The following is a 22631-nucleotide window of genomic DNA, read 5'->3' on the forward strand; positions in this document are numbered from 1 at the left end:
TGGATAGGCCGGAAACGCGAAATGGCCAATTCTGTCAGTGAGATGTGATTGCGAAACTCGCCACGGCACCATGCTTCGTCCAGAGACATGGAACGCGCCGTGACACTTTGGACTGCTGCATGGGCTAACCCTTCGACCGGTTCCGGTCGAAGAATCATGCAGGAGCAATCATCGAACATGCATGTGCAGTATGGGTCAAAGCGCTTGAGCGGGCAAATGCAATCCACAAAAGAAGTGGATTTTTCTGTCGCCCGGAGGCGCCCCTGAGATCGGGCTTCCGGCCCAAGTCATTGACTTTACCCGCTGTTTCCGGGTCTGTGGAAAACCGCGCGCAGGCTCGCCATGGGGCTTCAAACGGTTAGATGCCGGCGCGCTTGCGGGGTGTCGAGCGTCTCCGGCGGGCCCTCGTGCACGAAAGCTCCACGGTCCATGATATAGACATGGTCGGCAAGCTCGCGGCAGAAATCGAGATATTGCTCCACGAGCAGGATCGCCATACCGGTCGAATCCCGCAAATATTTGATCGCGCGGCCGATGTCCTTGATGATCGACGGCTGGATGCCCTCGGTCGGCTCGTCCAGCACCAGTATTTTCGGGCGCGTCACGAGAGCGCGAGCGATCGCGAGCTGCTGCTGCTGGCCGCCCGAAAGGTCGCCGCCCCTCCGGCCGAGCATCGTCTGAAGTACCGGAAACAGACTGAAGATATCGTCGGGGATCGAGCGTTGAGCCCGCCTCAGCGGAGCGAAGCCGGTTTCGAGATTTTCCTTCACCGTCAGCAGGGGAAAGATCTCGCGGCCCTGGGGCACGTAGCCGACGCCCTGCTTGGCGCGCCGGAAGGGCGCCATGCCGTCGAGCGGCGCGCCGTTGAAAGAGATCGTGCCGCTCGTGACCGGATGCTGGCCGGTGACGGCCCTGAGCAGGCTCGACTTGCCGACGCCGTTGCGGCCGAGAACGCAGGTGATCTTGCCCATTTCCGCCTTGAACGAGACGTCGCGGAGCGCCTGGGCGGCGCCGTAATGCAGGCTGACGTTTTCGACGTTCAGCATCGGTTCAATTCCTCCCGCTCATCGGCCGAGATAGTTCTCGATCACCTTCGGATCGTTGCTGACGAAATCGATCGACCCTTCCGCCAGCACCGAGCCTTCCGCAAGGCAGGTGACCTTGACGCCGAGATCGCGGATGAAGCCCATGTCGTGCTCGACGACGACCACCGAGCGCGTCCTGGCGATTTCCTTCAGGAGGATCGCCGTTTCCGCCGTCTCCGCATCGGTCATGCCGGCCACCGGCTCGTCCACGAGCAGGAGTTCCGGCTCCTGGGCGAGCAGCATGCCGATCTCCAGCCATTGCTTCTGGCCATGCGAGAGATTGGCGGCGAGATCGTCGCGGCGCGCCGTGAGCCGCACCGTCGAAAGGATCTCCTCGATGCGGCTCTTGTCCTCTCTCGTCAGCCGATAGAACAGGGTCGCGAAGACGCCGCGGCTGCGGTTCAGCGCCAGCTCCAGATTGTCCCAGACCGTATGGTTCTCGAAGACGGTCGGCTTCTGGAACTTGCGGCCGATGCCGAGCTCGGCGATTGCCGCTTCGTCTTTCTTGGTGAGGTCGATGTCGCCCTTGAAGAAGACCTCGCCCTCGTCCGGCCGCGTCTTGCCGGTGATGATGTCCATCATCGTCGTCTTGCCGGCGCCATTGGGGCCGATGATCGCGCGCAGTTCCCCCGGCTCTACGACGAAGGAGAGCGAGTTCAGCGCCTTGAAGCCATCGAAGGAGACGGAGACCCCATCGAGATAGAGCAGGTTCCTGGGTTTCTTTCCGGTCATGGCGATCACTCCGCGGCCACCGTTTCGGCGTCCGCAAGGCTCGCCGCTTTTTCGCTCTCGCTTTCCTTCCGGGCCGCCGCGTGTGATGCGCGCCGGCTTGCGAGATAGTTCTGCGCCGTGCCGACCACGCCCTTCGGCAGGAAAAGCGTGACGAGGACGAAGAGCCCGCCGAGCGCAAAGAGCCAGAATTCGGGGAAGGCGGCGGTGAAGATGCTTTTTCCGCCGTTGACGAGGATCGCGCCGACGATCGGCCCGATCAGCGTGCCGCGCCCGCCGACGGCCGTCCATATGACCACCTCGATCGAATTGGCGGGGGCGAACTCGCCCGGATTGATGATGCCGACCTGCGGCACGTAGAGCGCGCCGGCGACGCCCGCCATCATTGCCGAGACCGTGAAGGCGAAGAGCTTCATGTGCTCGACGCGATAGCCGAGAAAGCGTGTGCGGCTTTCCGCGTCGCGCAGCGCCACCAGCACCTTGCCGAATTTCGAGCGGACGATGCCCGAGGTGACGACGAGCGAAACGGCAAGCGCCAGCGCGGAGGCTGCAAAGAGTGCCGCACGCGTTCCATCGGCCTGGATGTTGAAGCCGAGGATGTCCTTGAAATCGGTGAGCCCGTTATTGCCGCCGAAGCCCATGTCGTTGCGGAAGAAGGCGAGCAGCAGCGCATAGGTCATCGCCTGGGTGATGATCGATAGATAGACCCCGTTGACCCGCGAGCGGAAGGCGAACCAGCCGAAGACGAAGGCAAGCAGGCCCGGCACCAGCACCACCATCAGCGCTGCGAACCAGAACATGTCGAAGCCGTACCAGAACCAGGGCAGCTCCTTCCAGTTGAGAAAGACCATGAAGTCCGGCAGCAGCGGATTGCCGTAGGAGCCGCGTGCGCCGATCTGGCGCATCAGATACATGCCCATGGCGTAGCCGCCGAGCGCGAAGAAGGCCGCATGCCCCAGCGAGAGGATGCCGCAGAAACCCCAGACAAGATCGAGCGCCAGAGCCAAGAGCGCATAGGTCAGGTACTTGCCGAAGAGCGAGACCAGATAGGTCGGCACATGCAGCGGGTGTTCCGGCGCGGTCAGGAGGTTGAGCGCGGGAACGATAACGGCCAGCGCCAGCAGGATCGCGACAGCGACGACGATCGTCCGATCCAGCGATTTGACGAGAAACGAGGTGATCATGCTTCCACCGCCCGGCCCTTGAGTGCGAAGAGCCCGCGCGGCCGCTTCTGGATGAAGAGGATGATCAGCACGAGCACGAGGATCTTGCCGAGCACGGCGCCGGCATAGGGCTCCAGGAACTTGTTGAGGATGCCGAGCGAGAAGGCGCCGACAAGCGTGCCCCAGAGATTGCCGACGCCGCCGAAGACCACGACCATGAAGCTGTCGATTATGTAGCCCTGCCCGAGGTTCGGCGAGACGTTGTCGATCTGCGAAAGCGCCACACCCGCAATGCCGGCGATGCCGGAGCCGAGCGCGAAGGTCAGCGCATCGACCCAGGGCGTGCGGATGCCCATGGAAGAGGCCATGCGCCGGTTCTGCGTTACCGCGCGCATCTGCAGGCCCATCGGCGTCTTCTTGAGCAGAAAGAGAAGTGCCGCAAACACGGCAAGCGCAAAGACGATGATCCAGAGACGGTTCCAGGTGATCGCCAGTCCGCCGAGCTCGAAGGCGCCGGACATCCAGGACGGATTGCCGACCTCACGGTTGGTGGGGCCGAAGATCGTCCGCACCGTCTGCTGGAGGATGAGCGATATGCCCCAGGTGGCAAGCAGCGTTTCGAGCGGGCGCCCGTAGAGAAAGCGGATGACGCCGCGTTCCAGTGCGAGGCCCACGGCGCCTGTAACAAGAAAGGCGAGCGGCAGCGCGATCGCCAAGGACCACTCGAAAAGATGAGGAAAGGAGGTGCGCACGACATCTTGAACGAGGAAGGTCGTATAGGCCCCGAGCATCACCATCTCGCCATGCGCCATGTTGATGATGCCCATGACGCCGAAGGTGATGGCGAGACCGATCGCCGCCAAGAGCAGCACCGAGCCGAGCGACAGGCCGTACCATATGTTCTGGCCCGCATTCCAGAAGGCTTGCGCCTGTTCGATGCTGGCGAGCGCCGCCTCGATGTCCGGCTTCAGGCTTTCGTCGGCAGAGCCGAGCGCGGCAGAAAGGATCGGCAGCGCCTCGCGGCCGCCGTTTTCCTCCAGCAGCCGCACCGCCTCCTTCTTCTCCTCGACCGGCCGGTCGGAGAGAAGCAGCATCGTGGCGCGCGCCTGTTCGAGAACCGCACGAACGGCTCCATCCTTCTCGGCAGCCAGCGCATTCTCGATAGCGCCGAGCGCGTCGGCATCGGGCGATTGCAGCACCGACTGCGCGGCCCTGAGGCGCTGATTGCGATCGGGGCTGAGGAGCGTCAGGCTGCCGAGGGCGGTGCGCACGGCGCGCCGCACGCTGTTGTTCACCCTGATCTTCGAAAGTGCCGCCTTCGGCGCTTCGCCGGCGCTGTCGCCGGAGATCGGATCCGTAAGGGCCAGGTTCGAACCGTTCTCCTTCGTCAGGAAGACCTGGCCGTCCGCCTTGCGCGCATAGAGCTCGCCTTCGCCGAGCGCCTCGAGGATGGCGACGACTTCGGACTTTCCGGTCTTCGCCAGTGCCGCGATATGCTCGTCCATCTCGGACAGCTTCGCCTCGCCGAGCGCGTTCACCAGATCGCGCAGTCCCTCTTCCGCGCGAAGCCCCGGAGCCATCGCAACGAAAAGGAACAGGGCAGCCAGCACGGTTGGGATGATGCGGTACATTTGTCTCTCGCCTTGCAGGCCTCCGTCCGACGGGAAGCATTCGGACGGAGGGGATTTCGAGCTAGCGGTTCGTCATGAAAAGCGGCGTTTGGGGGAGTGGCCCGACCCGGGCCGCTCCCTGAGCAAGTCTTTCGTCATGAAATCAGGAACCCTTGCCGCCGCACTTGCCCGTGGCCACATTGAAGTTGCCGCAGGACATGGGCGCGCGCCAATCGGAGATCAGGTCCTTCGAGTCCGGCAGGTAGTCCGACCATTCGTCGCCGACGACGAGGCCGGGCGTTTCCCATACCGTTTCGAACTGGCCGTCGGACTGGATCTCGCCGATCAGCACGGGCTTGGTGATGTGGTGGTTCGGCATCATCGTCGAATAGCCGCCCGAAAGGTTCGGTACCGAGACCCCGATCATGGCGTCGAGCACGGCATCGGTATCGGTGGTGCCGGCCTTCTCGACTGCCTTCAGCCACATGTTGAAGCCGATGTAATGGGCTTCCATCGGGTCGTTGGTGACCCGCTTGTCGTTCTTGGTATAGGCCTGCCAGGTCTCGATGAACTCCGCATTGGCCGGGTTGTCGACCGACTGGAAATAGTTCCAGGCAGCGAGATGCCCGACGAGCGGCCCGGTATCGAGGCCGGCAAGTTCCTCCTCGCCCACCGAGAAGGCGACGACCGGGATGTCCTCGGCCTTGATGCCCTGGTTGGCAAGTTCCTTGTAGAACGGCACGTTGGCGTCGCCGTTGATGGTCGAGACGACCGCGGTCTTCTTGCCGGCCGAGCCGAACTTCTGGATGTCCGAGACGATCGTCTGCCAGTCGGAATGGCCGAAAGGCGTGTAATTGATCATGATGTCCTCGGGCGCGACACCCTTGGAGATCAGGTAGGCCTCGAGGATCTTGTTGGTCGTGCGCGGATAGACGTAATCGGTGCCGGCGAGCACCCAGCGCTCGACCTCCTCGTTCTCCATCAGATAATCGACGGCCGGGATGGCCTGCTGATTGGGAGCGGCGCCCGTATAGAAGACGTTGCGCTGACTTTCCTCGCCCTCGTACTGGACCGGATAGAAGAGGATGGAATTCAGCTCCTCGAAGACCGGCAGCACGGATTTGCGCGACACCGACGTCCAGCAGCCGAAGACGGCGGAAACCTTGTCGACGGAGACGAGTTCGCGCGCCTTTTCGGCAAAGAGCGGCCAGTCCGAGGCCGGGTCGACGACAACCGCTTCCAGCTTCTTGCCGAGCAGGCCGCCCTTCTTGTTCTGCTCCTCGATCAGCATGAGCATGGCGTCCTTGAGCGTCGTTTCGGAGATCGCCATGGTGCCGGAAAGCGAATGCAGGATGCCGACCTTGATCGTTTCGCCGGCCGCAAAGGCGCCGTTGAACGCCGTCGTAGAAAGGACGGCAGCGAGAAATGCGCCGGTGACGCGTGCCCTGATAGTCATCTGATTGAACCCCCTTGTTCTGATCGCCGCAACGCAAGTGGCCGTTCTCCATGGCCGTTGCTCGGGGGATAATCGGGCAGCCGCGCTGCACTGCACATACGTCATTCTACGTAGGCGGCGGGGGGAAGAAGGAAGCTTGGGCTTCTGCCCGGAGTTTTCTGCCGCGGATCCAAGTCGCTACCGCGGCAGACGCGAAGGAGCGGTACGGCTCCTCACAAATAGGACGTCACCGCGGGTGACCGATCCCATGCATCATGGCGCCCGTCCTCATAGACGATCGGGGCATTCGCCAGCTCCTCGTCGGTCGCGTCGTCGAGACAGGCGATATTCACCGCATGAAACGGCCCGCCCATGATCTCGAAATCGGCGCTGCCAAGGGGGTGGACGCCGCAGTGCCGGCAGAACACGTGGCGGATCATGCGCTCGCCGAAGCGGTACTCCGCCAAGGCTTCCTCGCCGGAAAGCAGGGAGAAATCCTCGGGCGTGACGAACACCTTCCAGAATCGCGTCTTCAGGCAGGAGGAACAGTTGCAGCGGAAGGTCGTCGTCCACCACACGCCCGGCCGCGGCGCTTCGGATCGCTTTCCCTCCGGCGCAAGATCGAGATTTGCGGAAAAACGCACCGCGCCGCAATGGCAGCTCCCGTGATAGGTCTTCTTCATTGCACTTCCTCCTTCCGGGCAGCGACATAGGAAACCAGCCGGTCCATGCACTCGCTCCATCCTTCCGCATGCGAATCGCGGCTCTCGGCGCTCGTGAACGGCGCCTGGTGGAAGGTGAGACGCGTGCCTCCCGCCACATCCTCGAGGGTGACCGTGATCAGCGTGTCGATGGCGCCCTCCTCTTCCCAGGCGAAGCTGAGGACGATCCGGCTTGGGGCCACGATCTCGCGATAGATGCCGTGCGCCCAGTAGTCCTGGCCCTCCGGCGAGCGGATGCAGCCGCGCCAGGCGCCGCCTTCACGGAAATCGGTGGTGATCGCGGGCACCGTGAAGCCCTTCGGGCCCCACCAGCGTGCCAGGTGTTCGGGTGTCGTCCAGACCTTGAAGACGAGGTTGGCGGGCGCGTCGAAGACGCGCGTGATGGTAAGCGCGTTCTCTTCCTTCAGAGACGGGGCATTCATGATCTTCTCCCTTGCGGTCGGGCGAACCCGGTTCAGTCTTGATCCGATTTCTCGTTGCGCTGCAGTTCATGAAGATAGCTGTCGAGCCGGTCGAAACTGCCCTCCCAGAAATGGCGGTAGCGTTCGACCCAGTCGGCGATTTCCTTCAACGGTGCCGCCTCCAGCCGGCAGGGCCGCCATTGGGCGTTACGGCCCCGGGATATCAGCCCCGCGCGTTCCAATACCTTCAGATGTTTGGAGACCGCCGGCAGGCTCATCTCGAATGGAGCTGCAAGTTCGTTCACCGTCGCCTCGCCGGCGGCAAGGCGCGCAACGATGGCACGGCGGGTCGGGTCGGCCAGTGCCGACAGGGTGCTGCTGAGCTGATCCATCAATGCTTAACCTATCGGTTAATTAACTTGATGGTTTATTGCAGCAGCGTGGCGTTCTGTCAAGAGCTGAGATCTGTAATGGACAGGTGCCGCGCCATTGCCCATTCATTTGGTCGGCCTCAAGGGACCGCAGGGCAAATCCGCTTCAAGAGGGAGAACATTCGATACAAAACGATCAAAACTGATCAAGCGGCCCTCGCGGAGCGTCGACGTTTTCCGCAATGCAGCAATTTCCCGGGCCGCTCGTCCGTGTTACGACAGGAGCGGCTGGCGCATTCGGCCGGCAATGCGAGATGACGAGGGACCATGGCGGCACGCCAGCGCATCATTCCCGTTCGACGAGAATATAACCGCTGGGTCGCCAACCAGACGCTCGAAGACTATGCGCTGCGCTTCACCGCCAAGAGCGCGCGGCGCTTTTCCTCCGCGCGCATTTCGCAGACGGCGATCGGCGCCATCTCCTTCCTGGCGCTGGAAGCCATCGGCGGCGCGATTACCATGTCCTACGGCACGACCAACGCCATCGTCGCGATCCTCGTCGCGAGCCTGATGATCCTTATCGTCGGCCTGCCGATCAGCCGCTATGCCATCCGTCACGGCGTCGACATCGACCTTCTCACGCGCGGCGCGAGCTTCGGCTATATCGGCTCGACGATCACCTCGCTCATCTATGCGAGCTTCACCTTCATCCTCTTCGCGATCGAAGCCTCGATCATGTCCGGGGCGCTGGAGCTCGCGCTCGGCATACCGCTCTGGATCGGCTACATCGTCAGCGCCGTCATGGTGATCCCGCTGGTCACCCATGGCGTGAAGCTGATCAGCCGGTTCCAGCTCGTCACGCAGCCCTTCTGGATCGTCCTGAACGTTCTTCCCTTCGCCTTCATCGCGTTTGCCGACTGGGAGAAGGTCGGCCTGTGGCTCGCTTATGCGGGCATCCATCACACATCGGGTCCCCCCGGCACGCTCGCGTCGTTCCATCTCGTCGAATTCGGCGCTGCCTCGGCGGTCATCTTCGCGCTGATGGCGCAGATCGGCGAGCAGGTGGACTTCCTGCGCTTCCTGCCGCCCGACGGCGAGCGCAAGCTCCGGCACCGCATCGCCGTCTTTCTTGCCGGCTCCGGCTGGGTGATCGTCGGCGCGCCGAAGCTCTTGGCCGGCTCCTTTCTCGTCGTGCTGGCGCTCAGCACCGGCGTTCCCTCGACCAGGGCCGCCGACCCGGCGCAGATGTATTACAACGCCTTCGGCTACATCTTCCCGTCGGACACGGCCGCGCTCCTGCTGATGGCCGCTTTCGTCGTCGTCTCGCAGCTCAAGATCAACGTGATGAACGCCTATGCGGGCTCGCTCGCCTGGTCGAACTTCTTCTCGCGGCTCACCCACAGCCATCCGGGCCGCGTCATCTGGCTGGTGTTCAACGTGGCGATCGCGCTCCTGCTGATGGAGCTCGGCATCTATCGTCTGCTGGAGGAGACGCTCGGCATCTTTTCGATCGTCGCCATGGCCTGGCTCTCGACGATCTCCGCCGATCTCTTCGTCAACAAGCCGCTCGGGCTCGCCCCGCCCGGCATCGAGTTCAAGCGCGCCCATCTCTACGACATCAACCCCGTCGGCCTCGGCACCATGGGCGTGTCGACGCTCTTCGCCCTCGTCGCGCATTTCGGCGCAGCGGGCGAAATCGCCGCCTCGCTCGCCCCCTATATCGCGCTCGTCACGGCTTTCGTCGTCTCGCCGCTGATCGCCTGGTGGACGGAAGGGAAATTCTATCTCGCCCGCAAGCCGCGCAAGAGCTGGCTCGCCGAAAGCGAGATCACCTGCTCGATCTGCGAGCATCCGTTCGAGCCCGAGGACATGGCCTGGTGCCCGGCCTATGCGGCGCCGATCTGCTCGCTCTGCTGTTCGCTCGACAGCCGCTGCCACGACATGTGCAAGCCGAAGGCGCGGCTGAACACGCAGGTCGCGACCGTGGCCAAGGCGGTGCTGCCCGAAACGGTCGTCGCAAAGCTCGCGACAAGGCTCGGCCGTTACGCGATTTCGGCGGTGATCTCGATCACCGGCATCGGCGTCATCCTGGCGATGATCGCCCACCAGACGACGGCCGCCTCTCCCGAGACCGCCGAGGTCGTCGAGCGGACCATCGCCATCGTCTTCTTCGTCTTTGCCATCCTTGCCGGCGTCGTGTCCTGGTTCTACGTGCTTGCCCATGACAGCCGGGTCGTTGCGGAAGAGGAATCCTCCCGGCAGAACACGGCTCTCCTGAAGGAGATCGCCGCCCACAAGAAGACCGACGCGGCGCTGCAGGACGCGAAAGAAAGGGCGGAGTCGGCCAACCGTGCGAAGAGCCGCTATGTCGTGGGGCTCAGCCACGAACTGCGCACGCCGCTCAATGCGGTGCTCGGCTACGCCCAGATCCTCGAGCGCGACGAGACGATACCGCCGCTGCGGCAGGGCGCGATCAAGGCGATCAGGCGCAGCGCCGACCATCTCTCCGGACTGATCGACGGCCTCCTCGACATCTCCAAGATCGAAGCCGGCAAGCTGCAGGTCTATTCCAACGAGATCAACATTCAGGACTTCTTGGATCAGATCGTCGACATGTTCCGCCCGCAGGCGCAGGCAAAGGGCATCGCCTTCGAGCACAACCGCGCAACCTCGCTGCCGCAATATGTGCGGACCGACGACAAGCGCCTGCGGCAGATCCTCGTCAACCTGCTCTCCAATGCCCTGAAGTTCACGGAACGGGGACATATCCGCTTCGACGTCGCCTATCGCAGCCAGGTTGCAAGTTTCACCATCGAGGACAGCGGCCGCGGCATCAGCGAGAAGGACCTGCCCAGGATCTTCGAGCCCTTCCAGCGCGGCGAGGCGGAATATCGCATGCCGGGCCTCGGTCTCGGCCTGACCATCACGCGCCTGCTCACCCAGACGCTCGGCGGCGAAATCTCCGTCACCAGCGAGAAGGACAAGGGCACGGCCTTCAAGGTCCGGCTGATGCTCTCTGCGGTCGACCGGCCCGCCGCGCTCAAGGACCCGGTGCGCAAGATCAAGTCCTATCACGGGCCACGCCGGACGATCATCGTGGTCGACGACAATGCGGATCACCGCGACCTGATGCGCGAGCTGCTGACGCCGCTCGATTTCACCGTTCTTGCGGCGGCGAGCGGGGCGGCCTGCCTGGCGCTCGCCGAACATACGGAACCGGACCTGTTCCTGATCGACATCTCCATGCCCGGCATGAGCGGCTGGGATCTGGTGATGCGGCTGAGGGAAGCCGGCCAGAGCGCGCCGGCGATCATGCTTTCGGCCAATATCGGCGATGGCTCGGCCGCCGGCGCCATCGGCCACAACGATGCGCTTGCCAAGCCCTTCGGCCTGCGCCAGCTCACCGACAAGCTCGCGATCCACCTGAAACTCGAATGGATCTACGACGACGGCCCGAAGGAAACGTCCGGCACCGACAAGACCACTGCGGTGGCGAGCCCCGGTCATCATCATTTGAAAGAATTGATCGAGCTCGGCGAAATCGGCTACGTGAGGGGCATCGAAGCAAAATTGACGGAGATCGCCCTGAACCCCGACAACCGAGCCTTCGCCGAGGCGGCGCGCGCCTATGTCGGGGCATTCGACCTCGCGGGCTATGACGCCTTTCTAAAACGCCTGCTCGCCGGGGAGGCGAATGCCCGTGCCTGAGGCAGCGAACGTGCGCGACATCGTACTCCTCGTCGACGATTCGCCGGAGGCGCTCGGCTTCCTGACCGAAGCGCTGGAACAGTCCGGCTTTTCCGTATTGATCGCGACCTCCGGCAACGCGGCGCTCAACATAGCCGATCGCATCACGCCGGACATCATCCTGCTCGATGCTGTCATGCCCGGCATGGACGGTTTCGACACCTGCACCCGGCTGAAGGCGAATGCTTCCGTCGCCCAGGTGCCCGTGGTCTTCATGACCGGCCTCACCGAGACGGAGCATGTGGTGCGGGCACTCGAAGCCGGCGGCGTCGATTATCTCACCAAGCCGATCAATATCGACGAGTTGCGCGCCCGCATCCGCGTCCATCTTTCCAATGCGCGCTCCGCCCAGAGCGCCCGCGTCGCACTGGACGCGGCGGGGCGGCATCTGCTGGCGGTGCGCGGCGATGGAACGGTCCGCTGGTCGACCCCGCAGGCGACCCGCCTCGTCAACGCGGCCACCGGCAGCGACGACGGTCTTGCCTTCGTCGCCGGGCGCATTGCCGAGTGGATGCGGGAGCGGGAAAACAGCCCCGGCGAAAGGCAAGGGACTTTCACCCTGCAGCGCGCCAGCCAGACGGGCCTGCAGATCTCCTATCTCGGCGCGATCGGCGCCAATGAATACCTATTCCGGCTGACCGCCGAGAACGGCATGAGCGACGACGAAACGCTGCGCCAGCACTTCCGGCTCACCCAGCGGGAGTCCGAGGTGCTGCTGTGGATCGCCAAAGGGAAATCCAACCGCGACATCGGCGAGATCCTGGGCTTGAGCGCGCGCACCGTCACCAAGCATCTCGAACAGATCTATGTGAAGCTCGGCGTCGAAAACCGGGCCTCGGCGGCAGTGAAGGCGACGCAGGTGCTGCACGGCATCTGATCTTGTGCCGAGTGCCCACCCCCTCAGGCCTGGCCGGCGATAAAAAAGCGCGGCCCGGAGAACCGGACCGCGCCAACCGCACCAGCGTGCGGTCTCGCCCTGGGAGGCAAGCTTATTCGGCGGGCTGGACGACCGCCGGGATGGCCTCGACGGACGCCTCGCCGCCGAGAGCTGCGGAAAGCTGCGCCTGATCGAGCTCGCCCTCCCACTTCGCCACCACGATCGTCGCAACCGCGTTGCCGACGAAATTGGTCAGGGCGCGGCATTCCGACATGAAGCGGTCGATGCCGAGGATCAGCGCCATGCCGGCGACCGGCACGGAGGGAACGACCGAGAGCGTTGCGGCAAGCGTGATGAAGCCGGCGCCGGTAATGCCGGCCGCACCCTTCGAGCTCAGCATTGCGACGAGGAGCAGCAGAATCTGGTCGCCGTATGAGAGCGGCGTATCGGTCGCCTGGGCGATGAACAGGGCCGCAAGCGTCATGTAGATATTGGTGCCGTCCAGGTTGAAGGAATAACCGGTCGGAATGACGAGACCGACGACCGAGCGCTTGCAGCCGGCCTTCTCCATCTTGTTCATGAGGCCCGGAAGAGCCGCCTCCGAAGAGGACGTCCCGAGCACCAGCAGCAGCTCCTCCTTGATGTAGCGGATGAGCGAGAGGATCGAGAAGCCGTTATAGCGTGCGACCGCGCCGAGAACGATGAAGACGAAGAGAAACGACGTCAGATAGAAGGTGCCGATCAGCATGGCGAGATTGGCGATCGAGGCGATACCGTACTTGCCGATGGTGAAGGCCATGGCGCCGAAGGCGCCGATCGGGGCGGCCTTCATCAGGATCGCAACGAGCCGGAAGATCGGCAGCGTCAGCGCCTGCAGGAAATCGACCACGGGCTCGGCTTTCTTGCCGACGATCGCCAGCGAGATACCGAAGAGCACCGAGATGAACAGGACCTGCAGGATGTCGCCTTCGGCGAAGGCGCCGACGAGCGTCGTCGGGATGATGTTCATCAGGAAGCCGGTGATCGACTGCTCATGCGCTTTCTCGGCATAGGTCGCGACCGCCTTGGCGTCCAGCGAGGCCGGATCGATATGCATGCCCGCGCCCGGCTGCACCACGTTTGCGACGACGAGGCCGACGACAAGCGCGAGGGTGGAGAAGGCGAGAAAGTAGATCATCGCCTTGCCGGCGACGCGGCCGACCTTGGCGAGATCGGTCATGCCGGCAATCCCGGTCGCGACCGTCAGGAAGATCACCGGCGCGATGATCATCTTCACGAGCCTGATGAAGGCGTCGCCAAGCGGTTTGAGCTCCGTGCCGATATCAGGATAGAAATGCCCGAGCAGGATGCCCGCGGCGATCGCCGCCAGCACCTGAACATAGAGATGGCGGTAAAGGGGTGTCTTGCCGCGGACCTCCGCGGAATGTTCGATGATCATGATATCCTCCACGTGGCAGGCCCAGTCCGGCAACATGCCGGGCCTCCCGGGCCGCTTTCCGAAGATCGACAGCAGTGGCTGCCTTGTGGAGCTTGTCAGCAACATGCGTGCCAGTTTGCCGCGGAAGGCCTATGCGATTGAATCCATGACATTTTTGGGAGCGGTGCTCGCTTGCCGTTCGTGGATATGTGCGGATTTCCGCACAGAAGTGCTGGCGTCCTGGGCGAAAACATGCACAATGTTCGCATGGTCAAACTTCCTGCAGAAGCGAGCGATCCGCATGCGCTTCGCAGCCGGGCCCGACGGTCCTGGCTCGTTTTCGCGGCAGTCGCGCTGGTCCTTCTGGCAGCCGGCCTTCTTCTTGCGCGAGACTACGGCCGGTCGCAGGCGCTCGCCGGCCTTGCCGGTCAGAGCCGGATCGACGCCAGCCTGAAAGCCTCGCTTCTTCGAGCAGTCGTGGAACGGCAGCGCGCCCTGCCGCTTGTCCTCGCCGACGACGCAGCCATTCGTGGCGCATTGCTTTCGCCGGACAGGCCGTCGCTCGACCGCATCAACCGTAAGCTCGAGGCCCTGGCGACAAGCGCCGAAGCCGCGGTCATTTATCTGATCGACCGGAGCGGCGTCGCCGTCGCGGCCAGCAACTGGCAGGAGCCGACGAGCTTTGTCGGCAACGACTATGCCTTCCGCGATTATTTCCGGCTCGCCGTCCGCGACGGCATGGCCGAACATTTCGCCATGGGCACGGTCAGCAATCGGCCCGGGCTTTATATTTCCCGGCGCGTCGACGGGCCCGGCGGTCCGCTGGGGGTGATCGTCGCCAAGCTCGAATTCGACGGGGTCGAGGCGGATTGGCAGGCCTCGGGCAAGCCGGCCTATGTCACCGACCGGCGCGGCATCGTCCTCATCACCAGCCTGCCCTCCTGGCGCTTCATGACGACGAAGCCGATCGCCGAAGACCGGCTGGCGCCCATTCGCGAAAGCCTGCAGTTCGGCGATGCGCCGCTGCTGCCGCTGCCCTTCCGGAAGATCGAAGCGCGGCCCGATGGCTCCTCCACGCTCGACGCCCTGCTGCCGGGCGACTCCACCGCAGCCTTCCTGCGCGTGGAAACCATGGTGCCGTCGACGAACTGGCGGCTCGAGCAGTTGTCGCCGCTGAAGGCGCCGCTCGCAGCGGGTGCGCGGGAGGCGCAGCTCCTCACCCTTGCCGCGCTCGTACCGCTTCTCGCGCTTGCCGCATTGCTCCTGCGCCGTCGCCAGGTAGTAGCCATGCGCAGCGCCGAGGAGCGGCTGGCCCGCAATGCGCTTGAGGCGAGCGTCGAGGAGCGGACGCGCGACCTGCGCATGGCGCGCGACCGTCTCGAAACCGAGATCGCCGACCACCGGCAGACCACCGAGAAGCTCCAGGCCGTGCAGCAGGACCTCGTCCAGGCGAACCGGCTGGCGATCCTCGGCCAGGTCGCCGCCGGGGTTGCCCATGAGATCAACCAGCCGGTCGCCACCATCCGCGCCTATGCGGATAATGCCCGCACCTTTCTCCACCGCGGCCAGACCGTCACCGCCGCCGAAAACATGGAAAGCATAGCCGAGCTTACCGAGCGCGTCGGCGCCATCACCGACGAACTGCGCCGCTTCGCCCGCAAGGGCCATTTCGCCGCCGGGCCGACCGCGATGAAGGAGGTCGTCGAGGGTGCGCTCATGCTGCTCCGCAGCCGGTTTGCAGGACGGATGGACGCAATCCGCCTCGATCTGCCGCCCGATGGTCTCCAGGCACTCGGCAACCGCATCCGGCTGGAGCAGGTCTTGATCAACCTTCTGCAGAATGCACTGGAAGCGATCGGCGACAGCGAGGACGGCGCGATCCAGGTGCGCTGCGAGGAGGCGGCCGGCGGCATCGCGCTGACCGTCGCCGACAATGGCCCGGGGATTGCGGCCGATGTCCGCGAAGAGCTGTTCACGCCGTTCAACACTTCGAAGGAAGACGGGCTGGGCCTCGGTCTCGCGATCTCCAAGGAGATCGTCTCCGACTATGGCGGCACGATCGAGGTCGAGAGCGGCCCCTCCGGAACGACATTTGCCGTCAATCTCAAGAAGGCCTGAGCGATGAGCGCCGCCCCATCCGTGTTCCTGATCGATGACGACCGCGACTTGCGCAAGGCAATGCAGCAGACGCTCGAGCTTGCGGGCTTCACCGTCTCGTCCTTCGCCAGCGCGACCGAAGCGCTCGCCGGACTTTCCGCCGACTTCGCGGGCATCGTCATCAGCGATATCCGCATGCCCGGCATGGACGGGCTTGCCCTTTTCCGCAAGATCCTGGCGCTCGATCCGGACCTGCCGATGATCCTTGTTACGGGGCACGGCGACATACCGATGGCGGTGCAGGCGATCCAGGACGGCGCCTATGACTTCATCGCCAAGCCGTTTGCCGCCGATCGTCTTGTCCAGAGCGCCCGGCGCGCAGAGGAGAAGCGGCGGCTCGTGATGGAGAACCGGTCGCTGCGCCGCGCGGCCGAAGCCGCCTCCGAAGGCCTGCCGCTGATCGGCCAGACGCCGGTCATGGAGCGGCTTCGCCAGACCTTGAAACACATCGCCGACACCGATGTCGACGTGTTGGTTGCCGGCGAGACGGGCAGCGGCAAGGAGGTCGTCGCCACGCTGCTGCACCAATGGAGCCGCCGCAGGACCGGCAATTTCGTCGCGCTGAATTGCGGCGCTCTGCCGGAAACGGTGATCGAAAGCGAGCTCTTCGGCCACGAGCCCGGCGCCTTTACCGGCGCCGTCAAGAAGCGGATCGGCCGGATCGAGCATGCGAGCGGCGGCACGCTCTTCCTCGACGAGATCGAGGCCATGCCGCCGGCAACTCAGGTGAAGATGCTGCGCGTGCTGGAAGCCCGCGAGATCACGCCGCTCGGCACCAATCTGACCCGCCCCGTCGACATCCGCGTCGTCGCCGCAGCCAAGGTCGATCTCGGCGACCCGGCCGCGCGCGGCGATTTCCGCGAGGATCTCTATTACCGGCTGAACGTCGTGACGCTCTCGATCCCGCCCCTGCGCGAACGGCGCGACGACATCCCCCTCCTCTTCTCCCATTTCCTGGCCCGCGCCTCGGAACGCTTCGGCCGCGAAGTGCCCGCGATCTCGGCTGCCATGCGCGCGTACCTGGCGACGCATTCCTGGCCCGGCAATGTGCGCGAGCTTTCGCACTTCGCCGAACGGGTGGCGCTGGGGGTGGAGGGAAACCTGGGAGTTCCGGCCGCAGCGCCCGCCTCAAGCGGAGCGACCCTGCCGGAAAGATTGGAACGCTACGAGGCCGATATCCTCAAGCAGGCGCTCACGGCGCATTGCGGCGACGTCAAAGAGACCCTGCAAGCCCTCGGCATCCCCCGCAAGACTTTTTACGACAAGCTGCAGCGCCATGGGATCAACCGGGCAGATTATGTCGAACGGGCAGGCCCGGGGCGTCCCAATGCCATATCGAAAACTTGAGCCTGCGGCAGCGACAAAGTCGGTGACGGTGCGGCAGGTTTAAGCCCCTCCCGCCTGTGGGGAGGGGCGATCACTTGCCCGGCGCTGCAACTCGTCTTCGCCCGGCATGCGGCGAGAAGACCGCCTATTCCGCCGTCGCCTCGAAGTCGACCCTGTCGAGAAGCAGGAGCGGATTTTGCGAAGCAACCGCGAATTCGAGCGCACCGATTCCGTTTGCGGATTTGGATTTGACCGTCAACGTGAACATCCCCGGTTTGGCAATGAACTGCGAAGCTGCGTCCAGCACGTCCTGCAACCGAGGCTCCTGCGCGGCAAACTGCTGCAACGCCACCGAAGCCGTCATCGTGAGCATGCCGCGCGCCTGATCCTCCGTCATGTCGTTTTGCTCGGCATAGGCCCGTATGGCCTTGGCGGCGAGACCTTTGTCCTCGATCTTCAGCTTTGCTTCACGGGCGGTGAGGCCGAACAGCGCTGCCCGCATCTTCGCCTCGTCGCCGGAAAAGAAGTCGCCGCTCACGCCCCCCAGCAGGCCGGAGAGGGAAAAGCCGCCGATATCTTTTCCACGTGTGGAGATATCCCCGATGACCAGAGTCTGGCTCGGCTCGTCCCAGGCGGCTTCGATGTTGGACGACAGGACCACCTCATTGAAACCGAGGTTGCGAAGCTGCGCGAACGGCTCGTCGTGCATATGCTCCGGGATCGGCAGGGTCAGATCCTGATATCTGATGCGGATGTCGGTCGGAATGCCGTTGCGGGGCTTCGTGAGCGCCAACTCGTAATCCTTGAGCGAGAAGCGGACGCGCCTCGGCACCGAATCCTGTGCGTCGCTCTCAGCGCCTTCGGTTTCTGTATCGGGCAGATCGGCATCCAGACCCGCCAGCCGGACCGTACCGAATTCCGGCAACAGTGTCGTAAAGGGAAAATTCTCGCGCTGCCGCTCGTCGAGCGCGACCATCCTCTGCAGACCCTCCAAGGTCGAATTCCAGGAAAATCCCGAAATGCTCGCTTCGGAGACCTTGATGTAGTCCGCGCCCTCTCCCATCGAGAGGCCATTCAGCGTGCCGTCAAGCTTCCGTCCATCGACCTCAAGGGCGAGGCGGTCTATCGAAACCTTGATCCTCTCGCCTTCGTCACCGTCCTTCATCGGCGCGTCGATCGTAAGGCCGAGCATTTCCATGTCGGCCTTCCTCGTCATGTCGATAATCGACAAGACCCGATTGAAATAGGCTTGGCGTTCCGCCGGCGGCAATTGATCCGGCGCCGAGACCGATTTCAGCTTTTCGAGCGTCTCGACCAGCGGCTCGGCCGGCATTCGCATGCTGAAGCCGCTGCTGCGAACCTCGTCATAGCCGAAGCTCGCCTCGCCATCCGAGAAGGCGATGTCCTTTACCGAAATCGGCCCATAGACAGGCTTTGCCTCGTTGTCGTCCGGGCCGGCTTTTTCGGTATAGAGCCGCGCCAGATAGGCGGCATCGATATCCTGCGCCGTCACGGCTCCGATGGAACCCGCCACCCTATTCTTCCTGCCGCCCTCTCCCCCCGAACGGTCCACGCCGACTTCGAAGCTGCCGCCGCTCGCCGAATAGCGGGCGATACGCCCATCGGCGATGCCTTCCGAGACCACGTTCCTGTAGATCAGCTTCTGCTCGGTCCCGGCAACGATCTGCGCGAAGACGATCTCCGGGGCGGAGATACGCCTTGCCGTGAAAAGTTCTACTCGCTTGGAGATCGAGAGTTCGCTCTTCCCGCCGAACATCTGCTCCAAGGTGCCGCGATCAAAATCTGCTTCTTCGACGACCGCGCGCGGGACAGAGACCGTGCCGAAAGCAGTCTTGAGTTCAAGGCCGCTTACTTCGAGCATGCCCTGGAGGAAAAAGATACTGGGCCGGCCGTCAACCGCGGCGATACGAACGTCCGACCCGTCCTTCAGCGGCAAGGCCACGTCGCGCAGATGAATTCGCCCAAGGAAATCCGCTTCGACGCTGCCCGCCTTGCCACCGCGCTCGGCGATCATCCTGCTCACGCGATTTTCTACGATGGTCTTGTAGCCGGCCATGCCGGCGGCCGTGATTGCTATCACCGCAACTGCGGCCCAAAGCGCCTTGCGTCTCTTTTTTCTTCTTGTCCCTGCCTCAGCTTGCCCCACGACAATCGTCCTTCCGCTACCTGCTTCACCGCGCCCCATTCGTGACGGGTGATTAGATGCAAGGAGCTGCATTTGCAAGCATGGCGGGAGGACAATCCAGAGCAGATAACTGACGCGCCCGACATCCTCGCCCGGGACCGGACCGCGCCGGAGGCGGCCATTCAAAAACCATCTTGACGCCGCGCCGATAACCGTTCCTAATTGCGCCATTCACCAGGGGGGTCCCGGCAAGGGGCTGAGATACTGCTAGAGCGCGCAGTGACCCGTTGAACCTGATCCAGTTCATACTGGCGTAGGGACGGTGCAGACGTGCGACAGCCGGGATTCCGTGTACCCGCGATCCGTCGGCCAAACGTCTTTTCATCCTTCCGGCTTCAGAACTGGGTCTCCAACGCGAAAACTTTGGAGCCTCAAGATGAATCTAGTCAAACCTCTCGCCGCGGCGCCCTCGGTCACCCAGGGACCGCTTCCCGCGTCCCGCAAGGTCTACAAGCCGGGCGATATCCATCCCGACATCCGCGTGCCGATGCGCGAGATCGCGCTCCATCCGACCTCCGGCGAGCCGCCGGTCACCGTTTACGACTCCTCCGGTCCCTACACGGTCGAAAACGCCGATATCCGCATCGACGCGGGCCTGCCACGCCTTCGCAGCGACTGGGTTCTCAAGCGCGGCGATGTCGAAAGCTACGACGGCCGTGCAGTGAAGGCCGAGGACAACGGCTTTGCGACCGGCGAAAGGCTGACGCCGGAATTCCCGGTTCGCAATCGGCCGCTCAGGGCCAAGCCGGGAAAAGCGGTGACCCAGCTCGCCTATGCCCGCGCCGGCATCGTCACGCCGGAGATGGAGTTCATCGCCATTCGCGAAAACCTCGGCCGGAAGGCCGCGAAGGAGGCGCTCGCCCGAGACGGCGAAAGTTTCGGTGCATCGGTCCCCGACTTCGTGACGCCGGAATTCGTCCGCCAGGAGGTGGCCGCCGGCCGGGCGATCATTCCGGCCAACATCAACCATCCGGAAGCCGAGCCGATGATCATCGGCCGCAACTTTCTGGTGAAGATCAACGCGAATATCGGCAATTCCGCCGTCACCTCCTCGATGGCCGAAGAGGTGGAGAAGATGGTCTGGGCGACGCGCTGGGGCGCCGATACGGTCATGGACCTTTCCACCGGCCGCAACATTCACAACATCCGCGAATGGATCATCCGCAATTCGCCGGTACCGATCGGCACGGTACCGCTCTACCAGGCGCTGGAAAAGGTAAACGGCATCGCCGAAGACCTTTCCTGGGAGGTCTTCCGCGACACGCTGATCGAGCAGGCGGAACAGGGCGTCGACTATTTCACCATCCATGCCGGCGTCAGGCTTCACTATATTCCGCTCACCGTGGATCGCGTCACCGGCATCGTCTCGCGCGGCGGGTCGATCATGGCAAAATGGTGCCTGCATCACCATCGCGAAAGCTTCCTCTACGAGCATTTCGAGGATATCTGCGACATCTGCCGCGCCTATGACGTCTCCTTCTCGCTCGGCGACGGCCTGCGTCCCGGCTCGATCGCCGACGCCAACGACAGGGCCCAGTTCGCCGAGCTCGAAACGCTCGGCGAACTGACGAAGATCGCCTGGGCCAAGGATTGCCAGGTGATGATCGAAGGGCCGGGCCATGTGCCTATGCACAAGATCAAGGAGAACATGGACAAGCAGCTCGCCGTCTGCGGCGAAGCGCCCTTCTATACGCTCGGGCCGCTCACCACCGATATCGCGCCCGGCTACGACCACATCACGTCAGGCATCGGCGCGGCGATGATCGGCTGGTTCGGCACCGCCATGCTCTGCTACGTGACGCCGAAGGAACATCTGGGCCTGCCCGACCGCAACGACGTCAAGACCGGCGTCATCACCTACAAGATCGCCGCCCACGCCGCCGATCTCGCCAAGGGGCACCCGGCCGCCCGAACCCGCGACGACGCGCTGTCGCGCGCCCGCTTCGAGTTCCGCTGGGAGGACCAGTTCAACCTCTCGCTCGACCCCGAAACCGCGCGCAACTTCCACGACGAGACGCTGCCCAAGGAGGCGCACAAGGTCGCGCATTTCTGCTCCATGTGCGGGCCGAAATTCTGTTCGATGCGGATTTCCCACGATATCCGCGCCGAGGCGCAGAAGGAGGGGCTCGAGGCAATGGCGGCCAAATATCGCGACGGTGGCGACCTTTACATGCCGCTCGATGAAAGCAATGCCGCGCCCGCTGGAGAATGAGATGCGCGTGCTGATCAGAGGGGCCGGCGTCGCCGGCCTCACCGCCGCCCATGAACTTCTCGCGCGCGGCGCCGAAGTAACGATCATCGAAAATGCCGCCGGCTTCACCGGGGCCGCTTCCTGGTATGCGGGCGGCATGCTCGCTCCCTGGTGCGAGCGCGAAAGCGCCGAGGAAACCGTCCTGACGCTGGGAATCGGCGCCGCCGACTGGTGGGAAGCCGCCCTCCCCGCCGGTTCCGTCCATCGCAACGGCACGCTCGTCGTGGCGCAACCCCGTGACGGAGCCGAACTCAAGCGCTTCGCCTCGCGCACCTCCGGCTTCCGCTGGCTCGATGCGGAGGAGATCGCAGCGCTTGAGCCGGCTCTCGCCGGCCGTTTCCGGGAGGCGCTGTTCTTTCCGCAGGAGGCGCATCTCGACCCCCGCCGGGCACTCTCGGCGCTCCGGCAAGGGCTGGCGGCACGCGGCGCCGCCTTCGCCGGCGAGGACATGGACGATCGCGGTTTCGCGCTCACCGTCGATTGCACCGGCGCGTCGAGGATCGGCGAGTTCGACGGACTTCGCGGCGTTCGCGGCGAGATGGCCTATCTGCAGACGGACGAGGTGACGCTCTCGCGCCCCGTGCGCATGCTGCATCCCCGCATCCCGCTCTATATCGTGCCGCGCGGCGGCGGGCTCTTCATGTGCGGCGCGACGATGATCGAGAGCGACGACGCCGGTCCGATCACCACCCGCTCGCTGATGGAACTGCTGAACGCCGCCTATTCGCTCCATCCGGCTTTCGCCGAAGCGCGCCTGGTCGAAACCGGCACGGGCGTGCGCCCCGCTTTTACCGACAACCTGCCGCGGGCCTGGCGCCGTGAAAACAGGATTACCGTCAACGGCCTCTATCGGCACGGCTTCCTCCTCTCCCCGGCCATGGCCGGGGAGGTGGCGGCACTGGCCCTTGGCGAAGAGAATCTTAGAGGAGATATCCGATGAAGCTGACCATCAACGGCGAGGAACATGAGCTTCAGGCCGCGACGCTCGCCGAACTCCTGCAGCGCCTCGAATTCGAGGGCGACTGGCTGGCGACCGCCGTAAACGGCGAACTCGTCCGGAAGGCCGACCGCGCCGGTCACCGGCTTGAGGACAGCGACCGTATCGAAATCCTGTCGCCCATGCAGGGAGGCTGA

At 64.0% G+C, this 22631-nt stretch carries 17 protein-coding genes and 1 riboswitch; of the genes, 7 read left to right on the plus strand and 10 right to left on the minus strand.

The features are described from left to right. Positions 1-350: 350 nt before the first annotated feature. From urtE to PZL22_RS03605, 8 genes are all read right to left on the minus strand, one after another. Positions 351-1046 (minus strand): urea ABC transporter ATP-binding subunit UrtE, encoded by a 696-nt coding sequence (gene urtE, locus PZL22_RS03570; RefSeq protein ID WP_003529442.1) that lies wholly within the window; start codon positions 1044-1046, stop codon positions 351-353. Between the two features lie 18 nt (positions 1047-1064). After that, positions 1065-1817, minus strand: coding sequence for an urea ABC transporter ATP-binding protein UrtD (gene urtD / locus PZL22_RS03575; RefSeq protein WP_010976302.1), 753 nt, complete (start codon positions 1815-1817; stop codon positions 1065-1067). 5 nt (positions 1818-1822) lie between these two features. Next, positions 1823-2998, minus strand: coding sequence for an urea ABC transporter permease subunit UrtC (gene urtC / locus PZL22_RS03580; protein ID WP_003529439.1), 1176 nt, complete (start codon positions 2996-2998; stop codon positions 1823-1825). Then, positions 2995-4608 (minus strand): urea ABC transporter permease subunit UrtB, encoded by a 1614-nt coding sequence (urtB, locus tag PZL22_RS03585; RefSeq protein WP_284718149.1) that lies wholly within the window; start codon positions 4606-4608, stop codon positions 2995-2997. Before urtB ends, urtC begins: the two co-directional genes overlap by 4 nt. A gap of 142 nt (positions 4609-4750) precedes the next feature. Next, positions 4751-6043 carry an urea ABC transporter substrate-binding protein gene (gene urtA, locus PZL22_RS03590; RefSeq protein WP_284718150.1) on the minus strand — a complete coding sequence of 431 codons (1293 nt, stop codon included), beginning with the start codon at positions 6041-6043 and terminating at the stop codon, positions 4751-4753. 212 nt (positions 6044-6255) lie between these two features. Further along, on the minus strand, positions 6256-6705 hold the full coding sequence (locus PZL22_RS03595; protein WP_003529433.1) for a GFA family protein: 450 nt from the start codon (positions 6703-6705) through the stop codon (positions 6256-6258). Beyond that, complete coding sequence (locus tag PZL22_RS03600; protein WP_003529431.1) at positions 6702-7166, minus strand: SRPBCC family protein; 465 nt, start codon at positions 7164-7166, stop codon at positions 6702-6704. The genes PZL22_RS03595 and PZL22_RS03600 overlap by 4 nt, the downstream gene beginning before the upstream one ends. Positions 7167-7198: 32 nt before the next feature. Then, positions 7199-7537 carry an ArsR/SmtB family transcription factor gene (locus PZL22_RS03605; protein ID WP_003529430.1) on the minus strand — a complete coding sequence of 113 codons (339 nt, stop codon included), beginning with the start codon at positions 7535-7537 and terminating at the stop codon, positions 7199-7201. Positions 7538-7843: 306 nt separating this feature from the next. On the opposite strand from PZL22_RS03605, the gene PZL22_RS03610 reads away from it, so the two are divergent. Both PZL22_RS03610 and PZL22_RS03615 read left to right on the plus strand, forming a co-directional pair. Beyond that, the gene (locus tag PZL22_RS03610; protein ID WP_003529429.1) at positions 7844-11224 is read left to right on the plus strand and encodes a hybrid sensor histidine kinase/response regulator; all 3381 of its coding nucleotides are present in this window, start codon (positions 7844-7846) and stop codon (positions 11222-11224) included. Continuing rightward, on the plus strand, positions 11211-12140 hold the full coding sequence (locus PZL22_RS03615; protein ID WP_003529428.1) for a response regulator transcription factor: 930 nt from the start codon (positions 11211-11213) through the stop codon (positions 12138-12140). The genes PZL22_RS03610 and PZL22_RS03615 overlap by 14 nt, the downstream gene beginning before the upstream one ends. 112 nt (positions 12141-12252) lie before the next feature. On the opposite strand, the gene PZL22_RS03620 is transcribed toward PZL22_RS03615, so the two are convergent. After that, complete coding sequence (locus tag PZL22_RS03620) at positions 12253-13578, minus strand: dicarboxylate/amino acid:cation symporter (protein WP_010976308.1); 1326 nt, start codon at positions 13576-13578, stop codon at positions 12253-12255. Between the two features lie 231 nt (positions 13579-13809). Between PZL22_RS03620 and PZL22_RS03625 the strand changes: the two genes are divergently transcribed. Continuing rightward, a complete protein-coding gene (locus PZL22_RS03625) occupies positions 13810-15675 on the plus strand; it encodes a sensor histidine kinase (RefSeq protein ID WP_003529423.1) in 1866 nt (621 codons plus the stop codon). Positions 15676-15678: 3 nt separating this feature from the next. After that, positions 15679-17061, plus strand: coding sequence for a C4-dicarboxylate transport transcriptional regulatory protein DctD (gene dctD / locus PZL22_RS03630; protein WP_003529421.1), 1383 nt, complete (start codon positions 15679-15681; stop codon positions 17059-17061). 124 nt (positions 17062-17185) lie between these two features. Here the strand turns inward: dctD and PZL22_RS03635 are convergent, their stop codons facing one another. Further along, complete coding sequence (locus PZL22_RS03635; protein WP_003529419.1) at positions 17186-19207, minus strand: aq_1923 C-terminal domain; 2022 nt, start codon at positions 19205-19207, stop codon at positions 17186-17188. Between the two features lie 205 nt (positions 19208-19412). After that, positions 19413-19524: riboswitch (TPP riboswitch) on the plus strand. 98 nt (positions 19525-19622) lie between these two features. On the opposite strand from PZL22_RS03635, the gene thiC reads away from it, so the two are divergent. The 3 genes from thiC to thiS are packed head-to-tail and all read left to right on the plus strand — an operon-like array spanning position 19623 to position 22631. Continuing rightward, complete coding sequence (gene thiC / locus PZL22_RS03640) at positions 19623-21458, plus strand: phosphomethylpyrimidine synthase ThiC (protein ID WP_284718151.1); 1836 nt, start codon at positions 19623-19625, stop codon at positions 21456-21458. Between the two features lies 1 nt (position 21459). Further along, a complete protein-coding gene (gene thiO / locus PZL22_RS03645; protein ID WP_033048647.1) occupies positions 21460-22437 on the plus strand; it encodes a glycine oxidase ThiO in 978 nt (325 codons plus the stop codon). Beyond that, complete coding sequence (gene thiS, locus PZL22_RS03650; RefSeq protein WP_003529414.1) at positions 22434-22631, plus strand: sulfur carrier protein ThiS; 198 nt, start codon at positions 22434-22436, stop codon at positions 22629-22631. Before thiO ends, thiS begins: the two co-directional genes overlap by 4 nt.

The organism is Ensifer meliloti (genome assembly GCF_030064585.1).
Classification (GTDB): domain Bacteria; phylum Pseudomonadota; class Alphaproteobacteria; order Rhizobiales; family Rhizobiaceae; genus Sinorhizobium; species Sinorhizobium meliloti.

Excerpts from the sequence above, each read along its gene's own strand:
- urtE (WP_003529442.1), bottom strand. The coding sequence starts at position 1,046 with ATGCTGAACGTCGAAAACGTCAGCCTGCATTACGGCGCCGCCCAGGCG.
- urtD (WP_010976302.1), bottom strand. The coding sequence starts at position 1,817 with ATGACCGGAAAGAAACCCAGGAACCTGCTCTATCTCGATGGGGTCTCC.
- urtC (WP_003529439.1), bottom strand. The coding sequence starts at position 2,998 with ATGATCACCTCGTTTCTCGTCAAATCGCTGGATCGGACGATCGTCGTC.
- urtB (WP_284718149.1), bottom strand. The coding sequence starts at position 4,608 with ATGTACCGCATCATCCCAACCGTGCTGGCTGCCCTGTTCCTTTTCGTT.
- urtA (WP_284718150.1), bottom strand. The coding sequence starts at position 6,043 with ATGACTATCAGGGCACGCGTCACCGGCGCATTTCTCGCTGCCGTCCTT.
- PZL22_RS03595 (WP_003529433.1), bottom strand. The coding sequence starts at position 6,705 with ATGAAGAAGACCTATCACGGGAGCTGCCATTGCGGCGCGGTGCGTTTT.
- PZL22_RS03600 (WP_003529431.1), bottom strand. The coding sequence starts at position 7,166 with ATGAATGCCCCGTCTCTGAAGGAAGAGAACGCGCTTACCATCACGCGC.
- PZL22_RS03605 (WP_003529430.1), bottom strand. The coding sequence starts at position 7,537 with ATGGATCAGCTCAGCAGCACCCTGTCGGCACTGGCCGACCCGACCCGC.
- PZL22_RS03610 (WP_003529429.1), top strand. The coding sequence starts at position 7,844 with ATGGCGGCACGCCAGCGCATCATTCCCGTTCGACGAGAATATAACCGC.
- PZL22_RS03615 (WP_003529428.1), top strand. The coding sequence starts at position 11,211 with ATGCCCGTGCCTGAGGCAGCGAACGTGCGCGACATCGTACTCCTCGTC.
- PZL22_RS03620 (WP_010976308.1), bottom strand. The coding sequence starts at position 13,578 with ATGATCATCGAACATTCCGCGGAGGTCCGCGGCAAGACACCCCTTTAC.
- PZL22_RS03625 (WP_003529423.1), top strand. The coding sequence starts at position 13,810 with ATGCACAATGTTCGCATGGTCAAACTTCCTGCAGAAGCGAGCGATCCG.
- dctD (WP_003529421.1), top strand. The coding sequence starts at position 15,679 with ATGAGCGCCGCCCCATCCGTGTTCCTGATCGATGACGACCGCGACTTG.
- thiC (WP_284718151.1), top strand. The coding sequence starts at position 19,623 with ATGAATCTAGTCAAACCTCTCGCCGCGGCGCCCTCGGTCACCCAGGGA.
- thiO (WP_033048647.1), top strand. The coding sequence starts at position 21,460 with ATGCGCGTGCTGATCAGAGGGGCCGGCGTCGCCGGCCTCACCGCCGCC.
- thiS (WP_003529414.1), top strand. The coding sequence starts at position 22,434 with ATGAAGCTGACCATCAACGGCGAGGAACATGAGCTTCAGGCCGCGACG.